Below are 19,958 nucleotides of genomic sequence, written 5' to 3'. Positions count from 1 at the left end.
TGCGTGATGGAGCGGCTCCGCGACCGGCGGGCCGCGGACACCTCGAATTCCATGGGGGAATCAACGTGTCGATGTTCCGCAAGACCGTACTGACGACGGCGATCATCGGCGCCGGCCTCGGCTCGATGACGGGTGCCGCGTTCGCCGGGGACGACCCGGGCGACGGTGGGCACCACGGCAGCCACGACAAGCACTCGTCGAGCCAGTCCGCCAAGGGTGGCTGCAGCAACGAGGTCGCGGCTCAGTCGAAGAACGGCTCCGGCCGTTCGCTGGGCGACACCACCGGGGGCGACCAGGACCTGTCCGCCTCGAACCTGTGCCACATCCTCACCGGCAACGAGATCCTCTCGAACAACAACATCGCGCTGCCGCTGGGCACGATCGTCAACGGCGACACGGTGAACCGGTCGCTGACGAGCACCAACACCTCCGACTCGACCCGGACGACGACGCTGGGCTGAGCACGTCCGACCGCCGCCAGGCGGCCGACCCGCACGATCCACGGGCCGGCACCCGAGGGAGTTCGCTCCCCGGGTGCCGGCCCGTCGTCGTGGGGCCGCCATGGGCGGTGTCATTGCTCCGAGCGGGTGAACATCCGCCACGGATTCCCTGCTCAGGACACGATCGTGTCTCTCCTCGTCACCCGGACCGAAATATGCCCGTGACCTTCACTCGATCGAGGCGTTGAAGTCACCGGGTCGTGACGCGTGATCGCGTCATGACGCACGGTGTGCGATCCGTCCGGTCGCGCGCGTGTTCCGTCGACCAGGGGAGTGACTCCAGCGTGTCCACCTTCCGTAAGACCGTCCTGACCACCGCCATCATCGGCGCGGGCCTCGCGTCCACCTCGGGTGCGGCCTTCGCGAGCGACTGCAGCCACGACAGCGGCCACCACCACAAGAGCCACTCGTCGACGACGAACAACACGACGAACAACACCTGCGTGAACAGCCAGGGTGGCTCCGTCGACAACGGCGGCTCGAAGCAGCTCGGCCTCATCACCGGCAGCCAGGGCGCCATCGGCGGCAACGTCCTCTGCGACGTGCTGAACAACAGCGTGAACGGCAACCTGTCGAACAACAGCATCAACATCGCCGGCCTCGGCAGCATCATCCCCTGATCGGTCTTGACCCCGGGCCCGCAGACCGACCCGCGAGACTCCGGCGACCCCCGATCGCCGTGAGCCCGGGCCGGGGAACGGCCTGACCGATCTCCGGTCGACGTGCGGGCCGGAACCGACCACGGTTCCGGCCCGCAGTCGTCCGGGCGATGGACACCCCCCGCGATCAGCAGAAGGACACCGCATGTCCATGTTCCGCAAGACGCTCCTCACGACGGCGATCGTCGGCGCCGGCCTCGGCTCGATGACGGGTGCCGCGTTCGCCGGTGACGACCCGGGTCACGGTGACCACCACGGCGATCACCACGGCAGCCACTCGAAGACCGTCAACAACACGACGAACAACCACTGCGTGAGCAACCAGGGTGGGTCCGTCCACAACGGCGGGGCCACGCTCATCGGCGGCATCACCGGCAGCCAGGCCGCGCTCGGCGGCAACATCCTGTGCGACGTGCTCAACAACAGCCTCAACGGCAACGGCTCCAACAACAGCCTGAACATCGGGTCGTCGGAGCCCGAGACCGCCGAGCCGACCGAGACGGTCCAGGCCGCCCCCGCGCAGGCTGCTCCGGCTGCTGCTGCGCCGGCCGCCACGACCTCCGCGGTGCCCGCCGGGACGACCTCGACCCCCATCCAGGGCTAGGTCTGTCCTTCCGCACGACGACGGCCGGTCCGGAGCTCTCCGGGCCGGCCGTCTCGTCGTTCACGGGCCTACGCGAGGGTCACGGCAGGCATCCCGGCCAGCCCCTGACCCTGCCCCACGTGCATCTCGAGGAACGGGTCGGGCGGCGCCGCACCGCGAGGGCTACACCAGGCATGCCGGCGGGCCCAGGAACCTGCGTCACGTGCACCTCGCGCGGGCGACCTGTCGTCGTGACGGCGGGTGCTCCCGCGTCGCGAGAGTGGCCCCGGCCCGCTCCGCCTGGCGCTGCGCCGCGAGGTCTACACCAGGCAGCTCAGCCCGCCCGTAGGCCTGCGCCACGTACACCTCGCGGAACCGGCCCAGCGGCGCCGCGCCCCGACGTCACCTCATGCATCCCGGCCGCCCCACAGGCCCGCCCCGCAGGCCCACGAGCGGGCGAACAAGGTGTCCAGCAATTGTCGAACACAATTGCCGAACAGATTTGCGGAATCGTCGAACACCAACGGGGGAACGTCGTGACGGAGCCGTGACCTCGATTCGCACCCCCGCGTTGTGCGGTCCGAGAACGAACGGCGCGGAGCACCAGCTCCCGCCGGACCGGGAAACACGTGATTCGGGGGAATCCGAGATGCAGATGTTCCGCAAGGCCGCCGTCGCCACCGTCATCCTGGGCGCGGGCCTGGCCTCCACGGCGGGCGTCGCCATGGCGCACGGCAGCCACGGCGAGGCCGCCGGCAAGAGCTGCTCCAACGCCGCCGCCGCCAAGAACAGCAACGGCGCGGACCGCACGCTGGGCGACACCACCGGTGGGGACCAGGGCATCGACCTGAGCAACACCTGCGACATCCTCAACGGCAACGAGGTCCTCTCGGGCAACAACGCCGCCACCGGTGGCACGATCGTCAACGGCGACACCACCACGGTCGACGACACCCGCACCTCCTCCTCGGAGAGCACCATCATCACCGACCTCACGGGTCTCCTGGGCTGATCCGCCCCCGACCTCGACGGGCCGGACCCACGCGCACGGCCCCGGGAATTCCCGGGGCCCGGCTCCCCAGCTGCGCGAGGGTCCGGCCCTTCGTCATGTCGTCACCCTTTCGGCGGATACGCCGCAGAATCGGTGACATCGGCCCGCCCGGCGCCGATTCCCCTGCTGACACCGGAATGCATCCCGCGGCCGGTGAGAATCCAGGGGGAAACGTCATGAAGAACGTCATCGGTCGCGCCGCCATCGCTGCCGCCGTGATCGGCGTGGGTATCACCTCGACCGCCGGGATCGCGAGCGCCGCGCCGTCGAACTCGTGCTCCAACTCCGTCAAGGCGGTCTCCAAGACCTCCGTGGGCCGCACCCTCGGGGACGTCACCGGCGGGTCCCAGAACATCTCCGTGTCGAACTCCTGCCACAACGGGAACGGCAACGTCATCGGCAGCCGGAACAACACCGCGACGGCCGGCGGCACGATCCGCAACGGGGACCAGACGACCATCACCCGCACCGTCACCCGCACGACGACGTTCGACTCCTTCTTCGGCCCGGGCTTCCCCTTCAACTGATCCCCGCTCCGACGACCCACGGCCGGCATTCGCGTACGCGTTTGTCGGCCGTTTCGTCGTTCCCGTTCGGGCGAACATTCCCGGGAATTCGCGTCGAGAACGGTGCCGCATCCGTTGGGCTCCTCGACCGCAGGAACCGATGCATCGGGGGATCCCACTCATGTCCGTCTTCCGCAAGACCGTTCTCGCCACCGCCGTCCTGGGCGCCGGCCTCGCCTCCACCGCCGGTGTCGCCATGGCGCACGGCAGCCACGGCGAGGCCGGAAAGTCCTGCTCCAACGCCGCCGCCGCCGAGAGCAGCAACGGTGCGGGCCGCACCCTGGGGGACACCACCGGGGGCTCGCAGGACCTGTCCGCGTCGAACACCTGCGACATCCTCAACGGCAACAAGGTGCTGAGCGACAACAACGCCGCCACCGGCGGGACGATCGTCAACGGCGACACGACCGACATCTCCACCACGCGCACGAGCTCGGACACGAGCACCCGCACCACGACCGCCGGCTGATTCCACGCCGTCACCGCGTCCGACCGGGCCGGTGCCCATCCCGCGAGGGTGGGCACCGGCCCGTCGTCGTTTTCGGGTTTATCGAGGTCACGGTGTCGCGAAATAGTGTCGTGAATTGCTGCGATGGTGTGGCCCCGAAACTCGGGGCGTCACGAACGGGGGAACGTCGTGATTTCCCCGTGACCCTCCTATGGGCCGTCCGTTGATTGCGACGTGGCCGTCATGCACTGCATGGAACCGGCGCACACCGTCCGACGACGATATTCGGGGGAATACCACATGTCGATGCTGCGCAAGACCGTTCTCACCACCGTCATCATCGGGGCCGGCCTCGGCTCGATGTCCGGTGCGGCGCTCGCGTGGGACCACCACGGTTCCGACTCCGCCAAGGGCTGCTCCAACTCGATCGCGGGTGCGAGCGAGAACGGTTCCGGTGACTCGCTGGGCGACACGACCGGCGGCGACCAGGCCTTCGATGCCAGCAACCTCTGCGACATCCTGAACGGCAACCAGATCGCGTCGAAGAACAACGTCGCGACCGCCGGCACGATCATCAACGGCGACACCACCGACATCACGCGCACCTCGACCGACACCAACACCGAGACCACCGACACCACGGTGCCCGCGACCCCCGGTGGCGCCGGCGGCCTCGACCTGGGTGGCCTGCTCGGCGGCCTCGGCTGATCTCTCGTTCCGCCCGCCCCTTCACGCTCCCCGGGAGACACCCATGTTCCGCAAGACCCTGATCGCCACCGCCGTCGTCGGCACCGGCCTTGCCTCGCTCGCCGGCATCGCCTCGGCGCACGAGTCGGGCCACGCCGCCAAGGGCTGCTCGAACGCCGCCGAGGCCGCCGCGAAGAACTCCTCCGGTGACTCGCTGGGCGACACCGTGGGTGGCGGGCAGACGCTCGACGCCAGCAACACCTGCGACATCCTCAACGGCAACGTGATCGGCAGCCAGAACAACGTCGCCACCGCGCTCGGCACGATCGTCAACGGCGACACGACCGACATCACGCGCACCTCGAGCGACACGTCCACCGTCGACCGCTCGACGACGGTCACGCCGCCGGCGTAGTCCCCGCCCGCGGACGGGCCGCCCCGACCGCGCGCTCCGCGGCGGGCCCGCCCCGCCCCGCACTCCGCCGGGAGTCCCCGAACCCCCGGTGTCGTTCCACCCGCCCGGTCCCCGCCGTGCGGTCCTCCCGGCGGCGTCCGCCGCCCGCTCCCCAGGAGAAATTCATGTCCATGCTGCGCAAGGTCGTCGTCTCCACCGCCATCGTCGGCGCCGGCCTCGGCTCGCTCGCCGGGATCGCCTCGGCCCACGAGTCGGGCCACGCCGCCTCGGGCTGCTCGAACGCGATCAAGGCCTCCTCCGAGAACGGCGCGGGCCGCACCCTCGGCGACACCACCGGTGGCGACCAGGACCTGTCGGGCTCGAACGTCTGCGACATCCTGAACGGCAACGAGATCCTCTCGGGCAACAACATCGCGACGCTCGCCGGCACCATCGTCAACGGCGACACCCGCACCGAGACCTCGGACCGCACCAGCACGACCACGATCACCGAGACCCTCACCGGGCTGCTCGGGCTCTGAGGTCCTGACGCTCCATCACACGGCCGGTGTCCCCTCCTCACACCCGAGGAGGGGGCACCGGCTGTTCGTCGTCCCGGGGTCCGTGCACCGGCAGGGCGTCGACCCACGGGTCCGCCGGCCCCTCCCAGTCCCACCGCCGCATCTGCGGTCGGCTCCGGCGGCTGGACAACCCGCGGTAGAGCTCGTACAGGTCGACCCGCAGCACGCTGCGCACGGCGCCCTCGGCGGTGTCGTCCGGGCTGCGCCACTCGGTCCCGCCGGCGCGCACCACGAGCGTCTCCCGGCCGCGGATGCCCTTCACCACCTGCCGGACCAGCACCGACGCGGTCCCGGCCCACCCGTCCCACGGCGGCTGCGGCGCCCCGAGCGCCTCCACGAGGTCGCCCTCGTGCACCAGCAGGTCCCCGACGACGGCGAGCGGGACGCGCCGCTCCTCGAGCGCCTCCGTCGTCGCCGCGAGGTGGCTCTCCCACTCCGCGAGCAGGCTCCCGACGTCGAGCCCGGCCCGGTCCCGCACGTGCGTCGCGGTCCACTCGGGGCCGGCGAACCCGGCGGTGCGCCGGGCGGCGACGTCGGACGCGGTGCCGACCAGGTGGGCGAGCAGGTCCCGCACGCTCCAGTCCGGGCAGGCGGGCACCGCCCGCTCCCACCTGTCGTCGGGAAGGCCCTCGACCAGCGCGACGACGCGGGCGTGACCGGAGCGGTAGACGTCGGCGCTCACGGCGCCAGGGTCCCAGACGGCGGGTCCGGCTAGGTTCCCTGGCCATGCTCCTCGTCGTGGACCATCCGCTCGCGCGCGTGCGTCTGACCGCCCTGCGCGACGCCCGCACCGACCGCGCCGCGTTCCGCGCCGCCGTCCGCGACCTCACGACGATGCTCGTCTACGAGGCCCTGCGCGACGCGCCGGTCACCGACACCCGCGTGACGACGCCGGTGGCCGACACCGCAGGCACCGCTCTCGCCGCGCCGCCGGTGCTGGTGCCCGTCCTGCGGGCCGGGCTGGGCATGGCAGAGGCCGCGCACGCGCAGGTGCCGGGCGCGCTGATGGGCTTCGTCGGGGTGGCGCGCGACGAGGAGACGCTGCAGCCGACCCCGTACATGGAGTCGCTGCCCGCCGACCTCGCGGGCCGGCCCGTGTTCGTGCTCGACCCGATGCTCGCCACCGGCGGCTCGATGGCCCACACCATCGACCTCCTCGCCGCGCGGGGCGCCGACGACGTGACCGCGGTGTGCGTCGTCGCGGCGCCCGAGGGCATCGAGCGGCTCCGTGCGGCGCACCCGGCGGTCCGCGTCGTCACCGCCACCGTGGACGAGCGGCTCAACGACCACGGCTACATCGTCCCGGGTCTGGGGGACGCGGGGGACCGGCAGTTCGGGGCGATGTGAGGGCGACGTAGCCCGCGCGGGAGCCCGGTGGCGCGCACCGGGAGAATGAGGACATGAGCGAGTCCGTGCTGACCGCCGTCGCGTGGCCCTACGCGAACGGTCCCCGGCACATCGGCCACGTGTCCGGCTTCGGTGTGCCCTCCGACGTGTTCTCCCGCTACCAGCGGATGGTCGGGAACCGGGTGCTCATGGTGTCGGGCACCGACGAGCACGGCACCCCGATCCAGGTGCAGGCCGACGCCGAGGGGACCACCCCGCGCGAGCTGGTCGACCGGTACTCCCGCGTGATCCAGGACGACCTGGTCGGGCTCGGGCTGTCCTACGACCTGTTCACCCGCACCTCCACCGACAACCACCACCGCGTGGTGCAGGGGATGTTCGAGGGGTTGTGGAAGAACGGCTACGTGTTCGGGGAGAAGACCCTCGGCGCGATCAGCCCGTCGACCGGCCGCACGCTGCCCGACCGCTACATCGAGGGCACCTGCCCGATCTGCGGCTACCCGAGCGCCCGCGGCGACCAGTGCGACAACTGCGGCAACCAGCTCGACCCCGCCGACCTCAAGGAGCCGCGGAGCCGCATCAACGGCGAGGTCCCGGAGTTCCGCGAGACCGAGCACCTGATGCTCGACCTCCCGGCGTTCTCGCAGTCGCTCGCGGGCTGGCTCGACACCCGCACCAACTGGCGCCCGAACGTCCTCAACTTCAGCCGCAACCTGCTCGACGACCTGCGGCCGCGCGCGATCACCCGCGACCTCGACTGGGGCGTCAAGGTCCCGCTCGACGGCTGGCGGGACGCGCCGATGAAGCGCTTCTACGTCTGGTTCGACGCGGTCATCGGCTACCTGTCGGCGTCGGTGGAGTGGGCCGAGCGCTCCGGTGACCCGGACGCCTGGAAGCAGTGGTGGTGCGACCCGCAGGCCAGCGCCTACTACTTCATGGGCAAGGACAACATCGTCTTCCACTCGCTCATCTGGCCCGCGCTCCTGCTCGGGCAGAACGGGGCGGGCGACAAGGGCGGGACGCCGGGGGAGTTCGGCACGCTCAACCTCCCGACGGAGGTCGTCTCCAGCGAGTTCCTGACGATGTCGGGCTCGAAGTTCTCCACGAGCCGCGGCACGGTCATCTACGTCGGGGACTTCCTGCGCGAGTTCGGGCCGGACGCGCTGCGCTACTTCATCTCCGTCGCCGGGCCGGAGAACCAGGACACCGACTTCACCTGGGACGAGTTCGTCCGCCGCACCAACTTCGAGCTCGCCAACGAGTGGGGCAACCTCGTCAACCGCTCGGTCTCGATGGCGGCGAAGAACGTCGGCGCGGTGCCGGAGCCGACCCGCCCGGAGGTCGCCGACGCCGAGCTCCTCGCGCAGTCGCGCGCGGCGTTCACCACGGTCGGCGCGCACCTGCAGCGCTCGCGGTTCAAGCAGGCATCCACCGAGGCGATGCGCGTCATTGGAGCGGCCAACGCCTACCTCTCGCACCAGGAGCCGTGGAAGCGCAAGGACGACCCGGAGCGGCGCGACACGATCCTGCACACCGCGCTGCAGGTGGTGCAGGACGCCAACACGCTCCTGACGCCGTTCCTGCCGCACGCCGCGCAGAAGGTCCACGAGGCCCTCGGCGGCACCGGGGTGTGGGCGGCGCAGCCACGTCGAGAGGAGGTCGGCGCCGGTTCTTCAGCCGACCTCGGCACCACCCACTCCGTGCTCACCGGCGATTACGCCCACGAGCAGGCGCGCTGGGAGTCGACCCCGATCCCGGTCGGCCGGCCCCTCGCCCGACCCACCCCGCTGTTCCCCAAGCTCGACCCCGAGCTGGGGGAGACGGGGCCGTCCTGGGCACCGATCAAGCGTGGGGAGTAAGGATCGGGTCCCGCCCCCCGTCCCGGAGCCCATCCGCGGCGGGGTGATCGACGCCCACACCCATCTCGACGCGTGCGGGGCCACCGACCCCGACACGTTGGCCCAGGTCCTCGACCGGGCCACCGCGGCGGGCGTGACCGCGATGGTGACGACGGCGGACGACCTCGCGTCCGCGCGGTGGGCCGCGTGGGCGGCGGGCACCGACGCGCGGGTGTTCGCCGCCGTCGGGCTGCACCCGACCCGCTCGAACGACCTCGACGACGCCGCGCGCGCCGAGCTCGAGCACCTGGCGACGCTGCCCCGCGTCGTCGCCGTGGGGGAGTCCGGCCTCGACGACTACTGGACGACGCGGCGGGAGGACTGCGCGCCGCTGGACGTCCAGCGCGAGGCCTTCGCCTGGCACATCGATCTCGCCAAGCGCACGGGGCTCCCGCTCGTGATCCACGATCGCGAGGCCCATGACGCGATTCTCGACGTCCTGCGCGCCGAGGGGGCCCCGGAGTCGGTGGTCTTCCACTGCTTCTCCGGCGGCCCCGATCTCGCCCGCGTGTGCGCCGAGCACGGCTGGTCGATGTCGTTCTCGGGCACCGCGACCTTCCGCAACGCGAACGCCGTCGACCTCCGCGAGGCCGCCGCTCACGCCCCGGCCGACCTCGTGCTCACCGAGACCGACGCCCCGTTCCTGACTCCGCACCCGTACCGCGGTAGGCCGAACGAGCCATACGTCATCCCCCACACGGCCCGGGACCTCGCGGAGCTGCGTGACGAACCGGCCGAGGAGCTCGCCGCCGCGGCCACCCGGAACGCCCAGCGGACCTTCCGGCTGGCCGAACAGCCTCAACCGTGACCCTCCGTCGCACGAAGGAGCGCGCGGTGACCGCGCTCGTCGTGGGCGGGCTGCCGCTCGGCGCATCACGTTCGTGTCGCCTTGATGGTTCTGACGTCCGAGTCGTTACCGTGCTGTGACTCGCCGGGATGGAACCACCCCCGGCATCCGGGATGACCCGGAACCTTCCCCAGGGTTCCGGATCGACTCCCCCCGGATGCGGTTCCTGCCCGGAAGCACGGATGAAGCGGATTCCTCTGTGGCTGTACTGCGCTCCCCCGCGTGCTCCGCTCGTCGCGGCACCGCCCTCGTGGCGGTCGTCCGATGAGCACCGACTCGACGCGCACCGCGCTCGCCGACTCCTCGACCGCCGACACCGGCTGGTTCGACGCCCTCGAGGAGGGCTGGGACGACGGCTGGGACGGGCTGAACGCCGGCACCGCCGAGTGGCAGGCCGGCCGTGAGTCGCACGCCCCCCGTACGGGTCCGCTCCCCACCTGGGCCGATGACATCACCGGCCCGCTGCCGATCGCGGGGCCGGGCTGGGCAGGTCCCGGCTCCGCGAACGGCGCCCCCACCGGGACGCTCGCCGTCCCGGACCTCGACGAGTGGAGCGACCTCGAGTCGCGCACCGGGATGACCGGCTCCGGCTCCGTCGTCACCGCCGAGCCGACCCCGGCCGCCGCGCCGGCGGGCCTCGACCCGCGGTCCTACCGCGAGCGCGACCTCGCCGACACCGGCCGCTACTCGCTCGCCGTCAAGGGAGCGGTGGCCACCGCGCTCATCGCCGTCGCCGCCGGGGGCAGCACGGCGGTCGCGTTGGACAAGGAGGTCACGGTCACGGTCGACGGCGTCGACCAGGTCGTGCACACCTTCTCCGGCACCGTCGCGGGTGCCCTGGCCTCCGGGGACATCGAGGTCGGTCCCGCCGACCAGATGTCGCCGTCGCCCACGGCGAAGATCGCCGACGGCGACCGCCTCGTCGTCAACCACTCCCGCCAGGTCAACCTCGTCGTCGACGGCAAGCCGATGTCGATCACGACGACGGCCACCACCGTCGCCGAGGCCCTCGGTCAGCTCGGGATGCCGACCGGGGCGCTCGCCGCCTCGGCGCCGCTCGGGTCGCTCATCCCCAGCAGCGGCATGAACCTCGCCGTGCAGCTGCCGAAGAACGTCACCTTCACCGACGGTGGCGGCGCCCCGCAGCAGCTCACCACGACGGCCGCCTCGATCCAGGAGTTCCTGGCGCAGCGCGGCCTGCAGATGGGCCCGCTCGACACGGTCAACTCCGGCGACCTCGTCAACGGCGCCGCGATCACCGTCGTGCGCAACGCCGTCACGCAGGTCACCGAGACCCAGCCGATCGCGCCCCCGATGCAGACCGTCGAGGACGCGACGATGGACGCGGGGACCACGAAGGTCGACCAGCCCGGCCAGGCCGGCGAGCAGGTCCAGACCTTCACGGTCAACACGACCAACGGCAAGGAGACCGGCCGGACCGCCATGGGCGCCCCGACCGTCACCAAGCAGGCGGTCGGCGGCGTGATGCGCAAGGGCACCAAGAAGGCCGGCCCGGCCATCGGCAACACCGCCAAGTGGGACCGCATGGTCAAGTGCGAGGCCGGTGGCGACTGGAACATCAACACCGGCAACGGCTACTACGGCGGCCTGCAGTTCGACAAGCAGACCTGGAACGCCTACGGCGGCGGCCAGTACGCCCCGCGTGCCGACCTCGCCACGCGCGAGGAGCAGATCGCGGTGGCGGAGAAGGTCCGTGACGCCCGCGGTGGCTACGGCGCCTGGCCGGTCTGCGGCAAGAAGTAGTCACCCTCCTGGTGGCAGCGACGCGTCGTTGCTGTCATCCAGTGGCAGGGAAGCCACATCGTCGATCGGGCCCCGGGACTCCCCGGGGCCCGTTCGCGTTCGCCGGGTCCCGACGGCGGGTGTGCCGCGGCCTGGGATCATGGTCGGCGTGACCCCGGCGCCCGTCCGTCTGCTCGGGGCCGGTGAGATCCGGGCGTTGGCCACGGAGCTCGGCGTGCGGCCCACCAAGAAGCTCGGCCAGAACTTCGTCCACGACGCCAACACCGTGCGCCGGATCGTGCGGCTGGCGGAGCTCGGTCCCGACGACGTCGTCCTCGAGGTCGGCCCGGGGCTCGGCTCGCTGACCCTCGCCCTGCTCGACGAGACCGCGGCCGTGGTGGCCGTCGAGATCGACCCGGCGCTCGCCGCCCGGCTGCCCGCCACCGCCGCCGAGCACGCCCCGGACCGCACGCTGCACGTCGTCGAGGCCGACGCCCTGCGCATCACCGCCGCGGACCTCCCGGTCGCGCCCACCGCCCTCGTCGCGAACCTGCCCTACAACGTCGCCGTGCCAGTGGTGCTGCACCTCCTCGCCGAGCTGCCCACGCTGCACCGCGGGCTGGTGATGGTGCAGTCGGAGGTCGCCGACCGCCTCGCCGCCGGCCCCGGCGAGCCCGCCTACGGCTCGCCCAGCGTGAAGCTGGCCTGGTACGCCGACGCGCGCCGTGCGGGCCCGGTGCCGCGCGGGGTGTTCTGGCCCGTCCCCGGCGTCGACTCGGCGCTCGTGGCCTTCGAGCGCCGTCCGGAGCCCGACGGGGACCGGCGCGCCGTCTTCGCCGTCGTCGACGCCGCCTTCGCCCAGCGCCGCAAGGGGCTGCGGGCCGCCCTCGCCGGCTGGGCCGGGTCCCCGGCCGAGGCCGAGCGCCGTCTCCGCGCGGCGGGGATCGACCCGACCACCCGGGGCGAGCAGCTCGACGTCATGCGCTTCGCCGCGCTCGCCGCCACCCCGTCCTGACGTCCGCTCCCACCCGACAGGAATGGCCCGTCGATGTCACGGGATGCGTCGACGGGGCCACCGACCCACCGCCCGTCGTCCCGGATACGTTACGAACATTGACTGTAACGGAAGCTCGACCTACCGTCGTCCCATGACCGCTACCGCCGAGGACCTGATCCTCCGCAGCATCCCCTTCCTCGAGACCATCAAGAACAAGACCGCGGGGGAGGAGCTCGAGGCGTACCTCAACACCCACCACGGCCCCGGCGACCCCGTGTGGGACGACCTCGCGGCGATCATCCGGGACGGCGTGGAGCAGGGCTGGGCCGCGAACATCGAGGTCGACGGGCCGCACTACCGCCGCAGCCGGATCTCCGAGCCGAGCGAGCGGCTGAGCTGGTTCAGCATCACGGCCGTCCTCATGGACAGCGTCGAGGAGTTCCGCGGGCAGTACCACCAGCACCCCTACGGCGAGATCAACATGGTGATCCCGCTCGACGAGGGCGCGCAGCTGGGCGGGCCGCGCGGGTGGCAGGGCCCCGGGTGGACCGCGCCCGAGCCGGCGAGCCACCACTACCCGGAGGTCCGCGGCGGCGCCGTGATCGCGCTGTTCTTCCTGCCGGCCGGCCGCATCTCCTACGACATCGACGCGCCGGACGCCTCGTGACCCTCGCGCAGCGCACCGCCGCCCCGGCCGCCCCGGCCTCCTCGGTCTCCGAGGCGCTGCGGTCGCGTCGGAGCGTCCGGGCGTTCCGCCCGACGCCGGTGCCGCGGGAGCTCGTGGAGGAGCTGCTCGCCCTGGCGTCGCGCTCGGCGAGCAACTCGAACACCCAGCCGTGGCGGGTGCACGTGGTGACCGGCGACGCGAAGCGCCGGCTCGCCGAGGACCTGTGGGAGGCCCTGGACGCCGGGCACCGGCACCCGCAGCCCGGCTACACCTACCAGCCGGCGCCGGAGGCCTGGGTCGAGCCGTTCCGCAGCCGCCGCGCGGCGTTCGGCGACCAGCTCTACCGGCAGTGCCTCGGCGTGGAGCACGACGACGCCGAGGGGCGCGACTGTCACCACCGGCGCAACTACGAGTTCTTCGGCGCCCCGGTCGGGATGATCCTGACGGTGAGCGCCCACCCACTCGACGGGGCGCTCGTCGACGCCGGCCAGTTCCTCCAGGGCCTCATGCTCGCGGCCCGCGAGGCCGGGTTGGACACGTGCGCCCAGGCGTCGTTCATCGACTTCCACCGCGTCCTCCGGCGGCACCTCGACATCGGGGACGACCAGATCGTCGTCTGCGGTGTGGCGCTCGGGTACGCCGACCACGAGCACCCGCTCGACGAGGTGGTCACCCCGCGCGAGGCCGTGTCGGCGTTCGCCACGTTCCACGGGGACGGCGGCTCGTAGGGTGCGGGTCGTGGACGGAGCGGCGACCGGTGAGCAGTCGAACCCGGGCGGGCGCCCCCGCGACCCGGCGCTCGACGAGGCGATCATCCGTGCCACCCGTCGACGCCTGGTGCTCGACGGCTACTCGAAGATGGCCCTCGGCGACATCGCGTCCGACGCCGGGGTGTCCCGGCCGACCCTCTACCGACGGTGGCCGGGCAAGTTCGAGCTCGTCGTCGACGCCCTGGACTGGGGGTTCCGCGCCCAGCTCGACAGCTACCCGCCGCTCGACCTGGCGGCCCTCCCGCCCCGGGAGGCGTTCGCCGAGGCGGTGCGCCGGGTCGACCCCTGCTACGTCAACCCCGACGCGATCATCCTGCAGGGCGGGTTCATGGGGGAGCAGCCCCGCGCGCCGGAGCTGCTGCAGATCCTGCGCGAGCGCGCGGTCGAACCACGCCTGGCGCTGCTGGTCGACGTGCTCCGGGGCCTGCAGGAGCGCGGCCACGTCCGCGCCGACCTCGACGCCGACGCCCTCACCACCATGTGCTTCGGGAGCTTCTTCGGCGCCTTCCTCCGCGGCGACCCCGGTGGTGCGCCCTTCGCCGAGCGCGTCACCGCCACGGTCTGGCCGCTGATCGGCCTTCCCGACGACGGGGCCCGTCGTCGGGAAGGCGCCGTGGCGGATTCCTGACGCCGGACGTCAGCCGTGTGCCACCGCTGACGTCCGACGACCCGCTACGCGGCCGCCGGGAGCAGCCGACCGACCAGGTCGGAGAGCGTCAGCAGCCCCAGCGGGCGGCCGTCGGACTCCACGAGCGCCAGGTGGGCCCGCTGCTCGCGCATGGTCTCGACCGCGGCGTGCAGCAGCGTGTCCGCGTCGAGGCGCAGCACCGGGCGCATCACCTCGCGCGCCGTGGTGGACGCCGGGCGGGTGAGGGTGTCCCGTACGTGCACGTAGCCCACGGGGCGCCCGCCGTCGTTGACCACGAGCCGCAGGTGGCCGCTGTCGCGGGCCAGCGCCTGCACGGTGGCGACGTCGTCGTCCGCGGCGACGCCGACCGGCTTCCGGGCGAGGTCGCGCACCGGGGTCCGCTCCAGCTCGAGGGCCGCGAGCAGCTGGTCGCGGCGCTCCGGGTCGAGCGCGCCGGTCTCGGCGGAGTGGTCGACGAGCTCGCGCAGGTCGTCCGGTCCGCGGCCGCCGGCCATCTCGTCGACGGGCTCGACGCCGATGGCCCGGAGGCAGCGGTTCGCGGCGCCGTTGAGCACCACCAGCAGCGGCCGGGTCACGACCATGAACGCCCGCATCGGCAGCGCCAGCAGCACCGCGGAGCGCTCCGGGTGCGCGATCGCCCACGACTTCGGGGCCATCTCGCCCACCACGAGGTGCAGGAACGTCACCACGATCAGCGAGAGCACGAACGACGCCACCCCGGCCACGGCCGTCGGGACGCCCCAGCCGGTGAGCAGCGGGTTCAGCGCCTCGTCCACGGCCGGCTTGGTGATCGCACCCAGGCCGAGCACGCAGAGCGTGATGCCCAGCTGCGAGCCGGCGAGCAGCAGCGACAGGTCGCGGGCGCTGCGCAGGGCGGCGCGGGCGGAGGCGCTGTGCGCGGCCTCCTCCTCGAGCCGGTAGGTCCGGGCCGCGACGAGGGCGAACTCGACGGCGACGAAGAAGGCGGAGGCGGCGATCAGCAGGACCGACACCACGATCGCGGTGACGCTCATCGGGAGACCTCCCGGTCGGCGGGGACGGCGGCCGGGTCGGTGAGCGGGGCCCACCGGAGTCCGACCTCGGACGGGACCCGACGGTCCACGGCACGCACGGTGGCGTGCAGCGTGCGGTCGGGCTCGTCCGGGTCGTCGTCGGGGATCGTCAGGACGACGGTGTCGCCCGGCTCGGGCAGGCGGGCCAGCTCGGCGACGACGAGGCCCGCGATCGTCTGGTACTCGCCCTCGGGCAGCTCGGCGTCGATGAGGCGCGACACCTCGTCGACGTGCCGGTCGCCGGGGACCACCCAACCGTCGCCGGCGGTGCGCGTGCGGTCGGTGCCCGCGGGGTCGTGCTCGTCGGTGATCTCGCCGACGAGCTCCTCGGCCACGTCCTCGACGGTGATGACGCCCGCGAGGTCGCCGTACTCGTCGAGCACACAGGCGAGCTCCTCGCCCTCGGCCCGCAGCTGCTCGAGCACCTGGGGCAGCGGCAGCGTGGACGGCACGAGCACCGGGGCGCGCATGAGGTCGGAGACCGGCGCCGTCGTCGGGCCGGTCCAGGCGAGCACGTCGCGCAGGCACACGACGCCGACGAGGTCGGGGGCCGAGCCGGCCCCGTCGTCGTCGGTGTCCGGGGCGGTGCCGAGCACGGGGTAGCGGGAGTGCCCGCCGACCATCACGCGGGTGAGGTCGGCGACCGTGTCCTCGGCCCGCACCCACGACACCCGCGGCCGCGGGATCATCGCCGCGCGGGCGGTGCGCTCGGAGAAGTCGACCGAGCGGTCGAGCAGTGCGGCGAGCTCGGGGCGCAGATCGCCCGAGTCGCGCGAGTCGTCGATGATCGCCTCGAGATCGCGTGGCGTGGCCGAGTGCTCGACGTCGTGCACCGGCTCGATCCGCAGCGCCTTGAGCAGCGCGTTCGAGGCGGCGTCGAAGAGGCGGATGATCCAGCCGAACAGCGCCAGGTAGATCTTCGTGGACAGCGCGAGGGCGCGGGCCACCGGCTCCGGGCGGGCGATCGCGAGGTTCTTCGGGAACAGCTCGCCGAACACCATCTGCACCACGGTGGACAGCAGGAGCGCGAACACCGTGCCGATCGCCACCCCGATCGCGGTGGGGACGCCGGCGACGCCGAGCAGCTCACCGACCCCGTCGCCGATGAGGGGCTCGGCGACGTACCCGACCAGCAGGCCGGTGACGGTGATGCCGAGCTGGGCGCCGGAGAGCATGAAGGAGGTGCGGCGCGTGATGTCCAGCGCCCGCACGGCTCCGGTGTCGCCCTCCGCGGCGCGGGCGCGCAGGCGGGCGCGGTCGACGGCCATGTAGCCGAACTCCTGCGCCACGAAGTACCCGGTCGCGGCGGTGATCAGGACGACCACCACCACGCCGAGCAGGATGCCGAGGATCGTCGTGATCATCGGGGGGCCACCACCTGGTCGACGGGACCGGTGGTGTCAGGACTGTGACTGGGGTCCATGGCTCCTCGCCTCGGGGACTGCCTCGGGGAACTCGCGTTCGTTGACCGACCAACGTGTGTCCGCTTCGAGAGGTTCCCCGCGTGGGGCGGTCGTGAACGAGGCGCCGGGGGCGCTTCCGTACCCTGGACGGGTGCTCTCCGCCGTCGGGCCCCCGGTGACCGTGCGTGTCCCGGCCAAGATCAACCTCCACCTCGCGGTGGGCGACCTCCGCGCCGACGGCTACCACGACCTCGTCACCGTGTTCCAGGCGTTGAACCTCTTCGACGAGATCTCGGTCGTGTCGACGCACCCCCGGCGGGGCGCGGACCACGCCGACGGGCCGGACGTGGAGCTGCTCGGGGACGTCTCCGAGGCCGACCGCGCGGCCGTGCCGCTCGACGGGTCGAACCTGGTGTGGAAGGCGGCCGTGGCGCTGGCCGAGGTCGCGGACCGCGAGCCCGACGTCCGGATCGGCATCCGCAAGTCCATCCCGGTCGCGGGCGGCATGGCCGGAGGCAGCGCCGACGCTGCCGGCACCCTGCTCGCGCTCTCCACGCTGTGGCGCCTCGACCTCGGGCGCGAGGCGCTGATGCAGGTCGCGGCGCAGGTCGGCAGCGACGTCGCGTTCGCGCTGCACGGCGGCACCGCGCTCGGCACCGGGCGCGGTGAGAACCTCGTGCCGGTCCTGTCCCGCCACACGTTCCACTGGGTGGTCGCGCTGTCCGACCACGGGCTGTCCACCCCGACGGTGTTCGGCGAGCTCGACCGGCTGCGGGCCGCGGCCACCGCGGAGAGCCCCGTGCGTCGCGTCGGCGACGTCGAGCCGGTGCTCGAGGCCGTGGCATCCGGTGAGGCCCGCTCGCTCGCGCTGCTGCTGGGGAACGACCTGCAGGCCGCGGCGGTCAGCCTCGACCCGGGGCTGCGGCGGACGCTGCGCGCCGGCGTGGCGGCCGGCGCGCTCGCCGGGGTGGTGTCCGGCTCCGGGCCGACCTGCGTGTTCCTGTGCGCCGACGGTCCCGACGCCGTCCGCGTCGCCGCCGAGCTCGCCGGGGCCGGGGTGTGCCGCACGGTGCGCGTCGCCCACGGGCCGGTGCCCGGCGCGCGCGTGACCGACGGCGACCCGGCCCGTCCTCCCCGTGGCCCCGGTGGCCCGCCCGCGCCGGATCCCGGCCCGAACATGTACGCCTGAAAGGCTGCTGTGCCCAACCTCGTCAACCTCGAGAACGTCGCCATCTCCTTCGGCGGCCCGAAGCCCGTGCTCGACGGCGTGTCCCTCGGCGTCGAGACCGGCGACCGGGTCGGCGTCGTCGGCCGCAACGGCGGCGGTAAGTCGACGCTGATCTCGATCCTCGCCGGGCGGCAGCTTCCCGACGACGGGCGCGTCAGCCCCGTGCGCGGGCTGCGGATGGCGTCGGTGACCCAGCAGTCGCAGCCGACCGGCGCGACCGTGCGGGCCTCGGTGCTCGGCGGCGAGGTCCCCGACCACGAGTGGGCCGCCGACGCACGGTCCCGCACCGTCATCGAGGGCCTGCGCCCCGGCGGCGGCCGCGGCCTCGACGCGTCGGTGGAGGGCCTGTCCGGTGGCGAGCGGCAGCGGATCGCGCTCGCAGCAGCCCTCGTGCAGGACCTCGACCTGCTCGTGCTCGACGAGCCGACCAACCACCTCGACGTCGAGGGCGTGCGCTGGCTGGCCGCGCACCTGCTCGCCCGCCGGACCGCGCTCGTCGTCGTGACGCACGACCGCTGGTTCCTCGACACCGTCGCCTCCCGCACGTGGGAGGTCGTGGACGGTCGCGTCGAGCAGTTCGAGGGCGGCTACAACGACTGGATCTACGCCCGCGCCGAGCGGACCCGGCTCGCCGACGCCGCCGAGCAGCGACGCCGCAACCTCGCGCGCAAGGAACTGGCCTGGCTGCGGCGCGGCCCGCCCGCGCGGACGTCGAAGCCGAAGTACCGCATCGAGGCCGCCGAGGCGCTGATCGCCGACGTGCCCGAGCCGCGGAACTCCGTCGAGCTCGTGACGATGGCCCGCCACCGCCTCGGGCGCACCGTCATCGAGCTCGAGGACATCACCCTCACCGTCCCCTCGGACCCGCCGCGCACGATCGTGAACCGGCAGACCTGGCGCATCGGCCCGGGCGACCGCGTGGGCATCGTCGGGATCAACGGCTCGGGCAAGACGACGCTGCTCAAGACCCTGGCCGGGGAGCGGGTTCCCGACGGCGGGTCGCGCGTCCTCGGCACGACGGTGCGCCTGGCGCACCTGTCGCAGGACCTCTCCGACCTGCCGTTGCACCGCCGCGTGCTGCAGGCCGTGGAGGACGTCGCGGAGCGCGTGTTCATCGGGGGCCGGGAGCACACGGCCTCCGCGCTGGCCGAGCGCTTCGGGTTCACGGCCGCGCAGCAGTGGACGCCGGTGTCCGACCTCTCCGGCGGCGAGCGACGCCGGCTGCAGCTCGTGCGGCTGCTGATGACCGAGCCGAACGTGCTCATGCTCGACGAGCCCACGAACGACCTCGACGTGGACACCCTCCAGCAGCTCGAGGACATCCTCGACGGCTGGGCGGGCACGCTCGTCGTCGTGAGCCACGACCGCTACCTCACCGAGCGGGTGTGCGACCGGGTCGTGGCGCTGTTCGGCGACGGGAGGATCACCGACCTGCCCGGCGGCATCGAGGAGTACCTCCGTCGTCGGGACCAGCAGCTCGAGACGGCGGGTGCGGTGCGCACGGTGGCGTCCTCGTCGGCCACTTCCGGGACGTCCGAGGCCGACAAGCGCGCGGCCCGCAAGGAGATCCAGCGCATCGAGCGGCGGATCGAGAAGCTGGACACCCGGGAGAAGCAGCTGCACACGCTGCTCGCGGACGCAGCCAACGACCCGACCCGTCTACTCGATCTCGACGCCGAGCTCCGGGCCCTGATCGCGGAGCGCGAGGGTCTCGAGGAGGCCTGGCTGGAGGCGTCCGTCGACTGAGGCCTCCACGCCGTCGAGGTCGAGGGACCGGCTGCGGGTGCGGGCGCCGGGCCCGAGGACCGTCCCGGCGCGGGGCCCGTCGAGCGGTGGGAGGCTCGCCCCGGACCGTCACGACGGCAGGTCCCGGGGCGATGCTCCGACG

At 72.8% G+C, this 19,958-nt stretch carries 22 protein-coding genes; 19 read left to right on the top strand and 3 right to left on the bottom strand.

The genetic code is table 11. The annotated features are described in order from the left end of the window. Positions 1 to 71 precede the first annotated feature (71 nt). The 9 genes from BJ983_RS18415 to BJ983_RS18375 all read left to right on the top strand — a co-directional run bounded on the left by BJ983_RS18415 (position 72) and on the right by BJ983_RS18375 (position 5,430). Positions 72 to 461, top strand: a complete 390-nt coding sequence (locus tag BJ983_RS18415; RefSeq protein WP_218890341.1) for a hypothetical protein — start codon at positions 72 to 74, stop codon at positions 459 to 461. A gap of 323 nt (positions 462 to 784) precedes the next feature. Next, complete coding sequence (locus BJ983_RS18410; RefSeq protein ID WP_179795150.1) at positions 785 to 1,120, top strand: hypothetical protein; 336 nt, start codon at positions 785 to 787, stop codon at positions 1,118 to 1,120. Between the two features lie 184 nt (positions 1,121 to 1,304). Next, positions 1,305 to 1,763: a hypothetical protein gene (locus tag BJ983_RS18405; RefSeq protein WP_179791917.1), complete on the top strand. Its 459-nt coding sequence runs from the start codon at positions 1,305 to 1,307 to the stop codon at positions 1,761 to 1,763. 628 nt (positions 1,764 to 2,391) lie between these two features. Next, positions 2,392 to 2,754: a hypothetical protein gene (locus BJ983_RS18400; RefSeq protein ID WP_179795148.1), complete on the top strand. Its 363-nt coding sequence runs from the start codon at positions 2,392 to 2,394 to the stop codon at positions 2,752 to 2,754. A 215-nt stretch (positions 2,755 to 2,969) separates the two neighbouring features. Continuing rightward, entirely contained in the window at positions 2,970 to 3,320 is a 351-nt protein-coding gene (locus BJ983_RS18395) for a hypothetical protein (RefSeq protein WP_179795147.1), read from the top strand. Between the two features lie 160 nt (positions 3,321 to 3,480). Further along, positions 3,481 to 3,828: a hypothetical protein gene (locus BJ983_RS18390; protein WP_179795145.1), complete on the top strand. Its 348-nt coding sequence runs from the start codon at positions 3,481 to 3,483 to the stop codon at positions 3,826 to 3,828. A gap of 285 nt (positions 3,829 to 4,113) precedes the next feature. Then, positions 4,114 to 4,515 (top strand): hypothetical protein, encoded by a 402-nt coding sequence (locus tag BJ983_RS18385; protein WP_246325614.1) that lies wholly within the window; start codon positions 4,114 to 4,116, stop codon positions 4,513 to 4,515. Positions 4,516 to 4,558: 43 nt separating this feature from the next. Then, a complete protein-coding gene (locus tag BJ983_RS18380; protein WP_179795142.1) occupies positions 4,559 to 4,909 on the top strand; it encodes a hypothetical protein in 351 nt (116 codons plus the stop codon). A 164-nt stretch (positions 4,910 to 5,073) separates the two neighbouring features. Beyond that, complete coding sequence (locus tag BJ983_RS18375; RefSeq protein ID WP_179795141.1) at positions 5,074 to 5,430, top strand: hypothetical protein; 357 nt, start codon at positions 5,074 to 5,076, stop codon at positions 5,428 to 5,430. A 37-nt stretch (positions 5,431 to 5,467) separates the two neighbouring features. On the opposite strand, the gene BJ983_RS18370 is transcribed toward BJ983_RS18375, so the two are convergent. Further along, positions 5,468 to 6,151, bottom strand: coding sequence for a maleylpyruvate isomerase family mycothiol-dependent enzyme (locus tag BJ983_RS18370; protein ID WP_179795139.1), 684 nt, complete (start codon positions 6,149 to 6,151; stop codon positions 5,468 to 5,470). A 44-nt stretch (positions 6,152 to 6,195) separates the two neighbouring features. Between BJ983_RS18370 and upp the strand changes: the two genes are divergently transcribed. From upp to BJ983_RS18330, 8 genes are all read left to right on the top strand, one after another. Continuing rightward, positions 6,196 to 6,816: a uracil phosphoribosyltransferase gene (gene upp / locus BJ983_RS18365; RefSeq protein WP_179795137.1), complete on the top strand. Its 621-nt coding sequence runs from the start codon at positions 6,196 to 6,198 to the stop codon at positions 6,814 to 6,816. A 53-nt stretch (positions 6,817 to 6,869) separates the two neighbouring features. After that, on the top strand, positions 6,870 to 8,675 hold the full coding sequence (gene metG / locus BJ983_RS18360) for a methionine--tRNA ligase (RefSeq protein ID WP_179795136.1): 1,806 nt from the start codon (positions 6,870 to 6,872) through the stop codon (positions 8,673 to 8,675). Beyond that, positions 8,665 to 9,522 carry a YchF/TatD family DNA exonuclease gene (locus tag BJ983_RS18355; RefSeq protein ID WP_179795135.1) on the top strand — a complete coding sequence of 286 codons (858 nt, stop codon included), beginning with the start codon at positions 8,665 to 8,667 and terminating at the stop codon, positions 9,520 to 9,522. Before metG ends, BJ983_RS18355 begins: the two co-directional genes overlap by 11 nt. A 303-nt stretch (positions 9,523 to 9,825) precedes the next feature. Beyond that, complete coding sequence (locus BJ983_RS31775; RefSeq protein WP_179795133.1) at positions 9,826 to 11,325, top strand: resuscitation-promoting factor; 1,500 nt, start codon at positions 9,826 to 9,828, stop codon at positions 11,323 to 11,325. A gap of 139 nt (positions 11,326 to 11,464) precedes the next feature. Beyond that, complete coding sequence (gene rsmA / locus BJ983_RS18345) at positions 11,465 to 12,319, top strand: 16S rRNA (adenine(1518)-N(6)/adenine(1519)-N(6))-dimethyltransferase RsmA (protein ID WP_179795132.1); 855 nt, start codon at positions 11,465 to 11,467, stop codon at positions 12,317 to 12,319. 133 nt (positions 12,320 to 12,452) lie between these two features. Next, positions 12,453 to 12,968 carry a 4-hydroxylaminobenzoate lyase gene (locus BJ983_RS18340; RefSeq protein WP_179795130.1) on the top strand — a complete coding sequence of 172 codons (516 nt, stop codon included), beginning with the start codon at positions 12,453 to 12,455 and terminating at the stop codon, positions 12,966 to 12,968. Beyond that, entirely contained in the window at positions 12,965 to 13,696 is a 732-nt protein-coding gene (locus BJ983_RS18335) for a nitroreductase family protein (RefSeq protein WP_179795129.1), read from the top strand. Before BJ983_RS18340 ends, BJ983_RS18335 begins: the two co-directional genes overlap by 4 nt. Before the next feature lie 10 nt (positions 13,697 to 13,706). Further along, on the top strand, positions 13,707 to 14,366 hold the full coding sequence (locus tag BJ983_RS18330) for a TetR/AcrR family transcriptional regulator (RefSeq protein WP_343054243.1): 660 nt from the start codon (positions 13,707 to 13,709) through the stop codon (positions 14,364 to 14,366). Positions 14,367 to 14,410: 44 nt separating this feature from the next. Here BJ983_RS18330 and BJ983_RS18325 read toward each other — a convergent pair whose 3' ends face one another. Together BJ983_RS18325 and BJ983_RS18320 are read right to left on the bottom strand one after the other, a co-directional pair. Beyond that, a complete protein-coding gene (locus tag BJ983_RS18325) occupies positions 14,411 to 15,400 on the bottom strand; it encodes a CNNM domain-containing protein (protein ID WP_179795126.1) in 990 nt (329 codons plus the stop codon). Beyond that, positions 15,397 to 16,803 (bottom strand): hemolysin family protein, encoded by a 1,407-nt coding sequence (locus BJ983_RS18320; RefSeq protein WP_179795125.1) that lies wholly within the window; start codon positions 16,801 to 16,803, stop codon positions 15,397 to 15,399. The genes BJ983_RS18325 and BJ983_RS18320 overlap by 4 nt, the downstream gene beginning before the upstream one ends. A gap of 190 nt (positions 16,804 to 16,993) precedes the next feature. Between BJ983_RS18320 and BJ983_RS18315 the strand changes: the two genes are divergently transcribed. Continuing rightward, entirely contained in the window at positions 16,994 to 18,031 is a 1,038-nt protein-coding gene (locus BJ983_RS18315) for a 4-(cytidine 5'-diphospho)-2-C-methyl-D-erythritol kinase (RefSeq protein WP_179795124.1), read from the top strand. A 9-nt stretch (positions 18,032 to 18,040) separates the two neighbouring features. Then, positions 18,041 to 19,816 (top strand): ATP-binding cassette domain-containing protein, encoded by a 1,776-nt coding sequence (locus tag BJ983_RS18310; protein ID WP_179795123.1) that lies wholly within the window; start codon positions 18,041 to 18,043, stop codon positions 19,814 to 19,816. The last annotated feature ends 142 nt before the right edge of the window (positions 19,817 to 19,958 follow it).

It is taken from the genome of Actinomycetospora corticicola, from assembly GCF_013409505.1.
GTDB classification, from domain to species: domain Bacteria; phylum Actinomycetota; class Actinomycetes; order Mycobacteriales; family Pseudonocardiaceae; genus Actinomycetospora; species Actinomycetospora corticicola.
Note: the sequence above shows the minus strand (reverse complement) of the source record. Positions and strands in the feature narration are given on the sequence as shown.